Origin of the sequence: Streptomyces sp. SID486 (assembly GCF_009865385.1) — a bacterium.
GTDB lineage: Bacteria > Actinomycetota > Actinomycetes > Streptomycetales > Streptomycetaceae > Streptomyces.
In genome coordinates this window covers 1-5,568 of the sequence record NZ_WWJT01000617.1, presented here as the reverse complement: position 1 = coordinate 5,568, position 5,568 = coordinate 1, and the positions used below count along the sequence as shown (strand labels likewise).

Sequence of the window (5,568 nt, the reverse complement as noted above, 5' to 3'; positions counted from 1 at the left end):
ATGGTTCCCCTGCTTCTGGTTCTTCTGCTGGCTCTGATCCTCTTCGGTGCGGGTTTCGCGCTGAAGGCACTGTGGTGGATCGCGGTGATCGTGCTCGTCGTGTGGCTGCTGGGCTTCGTCGTCCGTTCCGCGGACAGCGGCGGCCGTAGGGGCCGCTGGTACCGCTGGTAGACGAAAGGCATCCGGCGCACGGGACATGCCGTGCGCGAACGGTGAGTGGGGCCCGGCCGGACACGGCCGGGCCCCACTGGTGTGAAAGGCACCCTGCCGAAGTGGTGTGGGACGGATCCGGCGCATCGGACGTACCGCAGGGTACGTGTGTGCTGCAGCGGCCTCGCGGGATCAGCAGCGGAACCCTCCGCACCTGCTATGACCGTGGGGCCGCTGCACCCGGTCCATTCGCGGCCCGTTGCCAGCCCATTCCGGTGCGGTCTCGGCGGTCAGCCGGGCGGCCTGCGGCGGGTGCGCAGCGCCAGTACCAGGCAGACCGTGGTCGCGACGACGGCGAGCGAGGCGGGCAGACGTGCCCATGAGGTGCCGGCGACCGGTGCCTGGGCGGCCATCAGTACCACCGTGCTCGCGGCGGCGGCTGTCAGCGCGGGTGTCGCCCGCGGGCGGCCGGGCGGGGCGGTGACACCGGCTGTCCACGCATCGGTGACGAGCAGGTAGGCGAGGAGCAGGGCGCCGATGCAGGCGACCAGCCAGACCGCGGGATCGGTGAGGGCCGCGACCGCTATCGCCGCCGCCGGGAGCACGGTCGTCCGGTAACGGGCCGCGAAGGTCCGCCAGCGCACGGAGGTCAGGACGGGGCGCGCGTCGACCATCGGAGCGGCCCACCACGCGGCCGCCGTGGCCCCCAGGACCAGCACCCTCACCAGCGGCGTCGCCTGTGGGACGGCCGGCGGGTCGCAGGCGGCGACGGCGAGCGCCGTGCCGAGCAAGCGGTCCGTGATGCGGGAGGTGAGACGTCTGAGGAGCAGGGCGGCTCGGCTGTCGGCCGGCCCCGTGCCCGGCCGGACGTGCGGGGCGGGGGAGGTGGTCATCGGGTCCCCCCGTGGATGCGGGTGCGCAGCAGCGGCGCGAGGGCGAGGTCGAGGGTCTCGCCGGGCCGGTGGGCGACGACCGCGACACCGCGTTCCACCAGGGCGAAGCGCATGGCGTCGCGGTCGGCGCGCCACAGCCGCAGCGCGAGTTCGCCCTCGCTGTCACCCGGTTCCAGACCGGGCTCACCAGAGGGGATCTCGACCACGACCATCGGGTTGGCCCGTCCGCGCACCTGGTGCAGAACGTCGAAGATCCGCTGATCGGTCAGCGGTGTGATGACGTACACCAGCGCTCCTTCGGGCAGCGCGCGTGGGGGCAGCAGGCTGAGTCCCTCCGTGCGGTACGCGAGGTCCTTGCGGACCTCCAGCACACTTTCGACGATGCGGTAGAAGTACCCCTGGCCGCCGCCCGGTTGCAGCCACCGGGTCCTCCCGCCGACCGACACGACGCCGACCCGGTCGTGGGTACGCAGGTAGGCGCGGACCAGTCCGGCAGCGGCCCGGAAGGTCTCGTCGAGCGAGGACGCGCCGGTGACCGGGTCGACGACGTCGGCGAGCACGTCCAGCAGCACCACGGTGTCGGCGGTGCGCTCCGCGGCGAACTGGTGGACCTGCACGGCACCGCGCCGGGTGGTGGCCGGCCAGTGGATCCGCCGCTGCCGCTCGCCGCGCACGTACGGGTGTACGCCGGTGACCTCGACGCCCTCGCCGCGCTGCTCGGCGGTGTGCTCGCCGAGCCGTTGCGGCAGCCGGACCGGTATGGGCGTGAGGCCGGCATGTCCGGGCAGCGGGAAGACGGCGATCTCACCGAGTTCGACCCGGACCGTGCGCCGGGCCAGCCCCCCGCGATCGTAGACGTCGACGTCGACCGTGCCGAGCGTCCAGCTGCCCCAGCGCTGCGCGGTCAGGACCAGGTCGACGTGGTGGGTGTCGACCGCGAGATCGTCGAGCCGGACCCCGTGACCGAGGGTGACGCCGGGGTCCAGGCGGCCGGCCTCACCGTCGTAGGACACCGTGATCCGCACCGTCACGTGTTCACCCTCGAAGCACCGCCGCGGCCCCACCTCGGCCTCGGCCGTCACCACCTCCGGGCGCGGCCCGCTCGGCAGGGCGAGGGCGAGCAGCACCAGGGGCACGGCGGCGAGAGCAAGTACCCAGGGACGCCCGGTGACCGACGCGGCGGTGAGCGCGACGACGGCCAACGTGCCCAGTCGCAAGGTACGTTCACCGGTTCGCCAGCCGGGCGGAGGCGGCGGCGGGGGCTGGGCGGCCACGTCGTGGCGGCCGTCCAGGGACCGCTGAACGGCTACGGCCGTGGTGCGGTTCGGTACGGGTTTCGTGGTGATGCGGTCGGCGGCCGTGGTGCGGTTCGGTACGGGTTTCGTGGTGATGCGGTCGGCGGCCGTGGTGCGGTTCGGTAAGGGCTTCGTCGTGGCGCGGTCGGCGGGCGCGGCGCCGGGCGGCAGGGGCTCCGTCATGACGCGATCGGCGGGCGCGGCAAGGTCTGCGGAGCGGGTACGGACTGCACGATCTCGCGTATGACGTCGTCGCCGTCGATCTGCCGGACCCACAGCTCCGGCTTGAGGGTGACGCGGTGCGCGAGGGCCGGCACCGCCACGGACTTGACGTCCTCCGGGGTCACGTAGTCCCGCAGGTCCAGAACGGCACGGGCGCGGGCGAGCTGCGTCAGGGCCAGACCGCCGCGCGGAGAGGCGCCGACCTGGATGTGCGGGTGGTCGCGGGTGGCGCGGACCAGCGCGACGACGTACTCCAGCAGGTCGTCGTCCACCTCGACGCGTTCGACGGCGGCCCGCATGGCCAACACCTCGTCCGGATCGCTGAGCGTGCGCAGCACAGCCTCGGGTGCGGCCCTATCGACACGCGCCCGCAACAGGGCCGCCTCCTCGGACGCCGCCAGATAGCCCATGCGAACCCGCAGCAGGAACCGGTCGAGCTGGGCCTCGGGCAGGGTGTACGTGCCCTCGTACTCGATGGGGTTGGCAGTGGCGACGACCACGAAGGGCTCCGGCAGCGCCCGGGTGCTTCCGTCGATGGACACCTGGGACTCCGCCATCGCCTCCAGCAGCGCGGCCTGGGTCTTGGGCGGCGTGCGGTTGATCTCGTCGGCGAGCAGCAGGTGGGTGAAGACCGGGCCGGCCCTGAAGACCATGTCGGCCGTCCGCTGGTCGTAGAACGGGGCTCCCGTGACGTCGGAGGGCAGCAGGTCGGGTGTGAACTGGATACGGCGGAAGTCCAGGCCGAGAGTGGTGGCGAAGGAGCGCGCCAGCAGCGTCTTCCCGAGTCCCGGCAGGTCCTCGATGAGCACGTGGCCGCCGGCGAGGACGCCTAGCATCACCAGCGCCAGCGGCTCCGCCTTGCCGACCACGGCCTTGCGGATCTCGTCGAGCACCGCCGCGGCTCTTTCGCCCGCCTGCCGGGGAGTCAGGCTTGCGTGGTCGGGGGTGGGGCGCGGGCTGGTCACGGTCGGTTCCTCACAGGGCGGGGTCGGGATGCGCGGGCTGCGGGGCCGGCCGCAGCGCCACCGGTCACAGGGCTTCCAGTCGGTCGAGCAGGGAGCGCAGGACTGGCTCGGGGAGAGCGGGGCGCGGAGCGGCCACCTGCGGGTCGATCCACGGCCACAGCTCGGCTCCGACCAGTGCCCGGGCCCGCTGCGGGTTCCGATACATCGCCACGCCGTGCCGTTCGGCCAGCCGGGCGGCGAACAAACGCTGCAACTGCGGCCGCATCACGGTGTCGAAGCGCGCTTCGCCGTCGTCGGCGAGGGTCTTGGCCACCATGCGCCGCCACGCACCGAGCGCCGGGGCCCGGCCGTCCAGCAGGCGTACCGGCTTGCGATAGCCGCTGTCCCGGGCGGCGGCGCCCGCGGCATAGCGGCCCAGGGCCAGTACGACCGCGGTGATGACGGCGAAGCCGGTGGCGGCCGCGGCGACACCGTCGGTCAGGGCGAGCAGCACGTCGGCCGCGACCGCGACGGTGCCCAGGACGGCCAGCGAGTGGCGTACCGAACCGGGCGCGGGCAGCACGGAGTTCGCGACGCCCCGGATCCGGTCGGGCGCCCTCATCCGGCACCCCTCGCGGCCTCGGGCCCAGACGTTCCCGCGCGTAAGCCGTCGGCGGTCCCGGTCATCCCGCTCGTCCCTGAGGTCCCGCTCGTCCCCGGGCTTCCGCTCGTCCCTGAGGTCTCGCTCGTCCCCGGGCTTCCGCTCGTCCCCGGGGTCCCGGCGGTACCGGCGATCTCGGCGAGTGCGGCCGCGGCCCGGTCGCGGTGGCTGTCGTCCATCGGGTGCCTGGAGTAGCGGGCCTCACGGAACAGCGCGGTGAGCGCGGCGGCGGCCGCCCCAGCGGGCAAGCCCCCGGCGACGGCTCGCTCCAGCAGGTCCTGCGGGGTGTCCGAGGCACGCCGGGACACGCCGGAGTGGGCGAGCGACTCCTCCATGGCGGCATAGCAGGCGATGACCGCTGTGCGGGCGTCGGTGCCGTCCAGCAGGGCACGGCGTCCGGAGTCCGCGGCCTGGGCCAGGCGTTCCCGTTCGTCGTCGAGCGTCGCGTACGCCGCCGGGGCCTCGGGCGGCGCAGGCCGGTGCGGATACCGCCACAGGCGCAGCCCGGCGATCACGACGACCACGACGAGCAGGGCGATGCCGAGCCCGAGCAGGACGTGCGTCAGCCCCAAGCGCACACCGTGGCCGCCGTGGCCGGCAGGCTGTGCCGGTGGCACGGTGGGCACCGGGTCCGGCTGCCGACTGGGGCGCGGTGACGACTCGTGGCCGCTTCCGGAGCCGCCGTCACCGGCGGAACCGAACCGGTGCAGGACGATGACGAGCAGCGGGACGACCAGCGACGTGGCCGTCAGGACGCGGCTCACGCCGTCGACCATCCGCTGTTCCACCGGGGTGAGTTCGCGGGCAGCGCCCACCTGCTTCCGGTACTTCTCGCGCAGCGCCAGGCAGCCGAGGAGCGACAGCAGGGCGAGGCCGACCACGAGGACGGGGTTTCCGCCGAGAGGTCCGCGGCCCTTGGCGAACAGGCCCCTGTCGGGGTGCAGCAGCAGTGCTCCCAGGACCAGTCCGCACACCACCAGCACCGTCAGCGCGGCCTGTGCGGCGCCGGTCGCGCTGTGCCGCCGTCGCCCGCCCGCCGTACGCTCCCGCCCCACCGCCACGACCCCTCCTTCGTGATCGGCAGCTTCGCACACCGGTCGACGGGGTGTCAGCAGGGGGTCGTCGGTACGGCGGCCGAGGCGGAAGCCCAGCGCGCCACCCGCCGCGCCACGTCGTGCGTGCGTTGCGGCCACGCGCCGCGATGCCGACCGTCCGTCGCCGCACCCGGCCGAAGCGAGCCGCGCTGAGTACTGGTTCCTGACCTACCTGTTTCACCTTCCTGACCTGCCTGTTTCACCGCGAGCGCCCGGGCGGGTGTGCGGTGGAGTCCGCACGCCACCCGTGCCACGCGGCTCGCTCATCGACCAGGGAACGACCCTGGCACGCCTGGAAACGACCCTGGC

General features: G+C 73.7%; 6 protein-coding genes. 1 reads left to right on the top strand and 5 read right to left on the bottom strand.

Going from position 1 to position 5,568, the window contains the following annotated elements; translation table 11 throughout:
- The coding region (locus GT045_RS28820) for a hydrophobic protein (protein ID WP_086727732.1) at nucleotides 1-171 on the top strand (171 nt) is incomplete at its 5' end.
- A 269-nt stretch (nucleotides 172-440) separates the two neighbouring features.
- Here GT045_RS28820 and GT045_RS28815 read toward each other — a convergent pair.
- From GT045_RS28815 to GT045_RS28795, 5 genes are all read right to left on the bottom strand, one after another.
- Nucleotides 441-1,043, bottom strand: coding sequence for a hypothetical protein (locus GT045_RS28815; protein WP_161335978.1), 603 nt, complete (start codon nucleotides 1,041-1,043; stop codon nucleotides 441-443).
- On the bottom strand, nucleotides 1,040-2,521 hold the full coding sequence (locus GT045_RS28810; protein ID WP_161335977.1) for a DUF58 domain-containing protein: 1,482 nt from the start codon (nucleotides 2,519-2,521) through the stop codon (nucleotides 1,040-1,042). The genes GT045_RS28815 and GT045_RS28810 overlap by 4 nt, the downstream gene beginning before the upstream one ends.
- The gene (locus GT045_RS28805) at nucleotides 2,518-3,525 is read right to left on the bottom strand and encodes a MoxR family ATPase (protein ID WP_161335976.1); all 1,008 of its coding nucleotides are present in this window, start codon (nucleotides 3,523-3,525) and stop codon (nucleotides 2,518-2,520) included. The genes GT045_RS28810 and GT045_RS28805 overlap by 4 nt, the downstream gene beginning before the upstream one ends.
- 64 nt (nucleotides 3,526-3,589) lie before the next feature.
- Nucleotides 3,590-4,126 carry a hypothetical protein gene (locus GT045_RS28800; protein ID WP_161335975.1) on the bottom strand — a complete coding sequence of 179 codons (537 nt, stop codon included), beginning with the start codon at nucleotides 4,124-4,126 and terminating at the stop codon, nucleotides 3,590-3,592.
- Nucleotides 4,123-5,226, bottom strand: coding sequence for a DUF4129 domain-containing protein (locus tag GT045_RS28795; RefSeq protein WP_161335974.1), 1,104 nt, complete (start codon nucleotides 5,224-5,226; stop codon nucleotides 4,123-4,125). Before GT045_RS28795 ends, GT045_RS28800 begins: the two co-directional genes overlap by 4 nt.
- Nucleotides 5,227-5,568 lie beyond the last annotated feature (342 nt).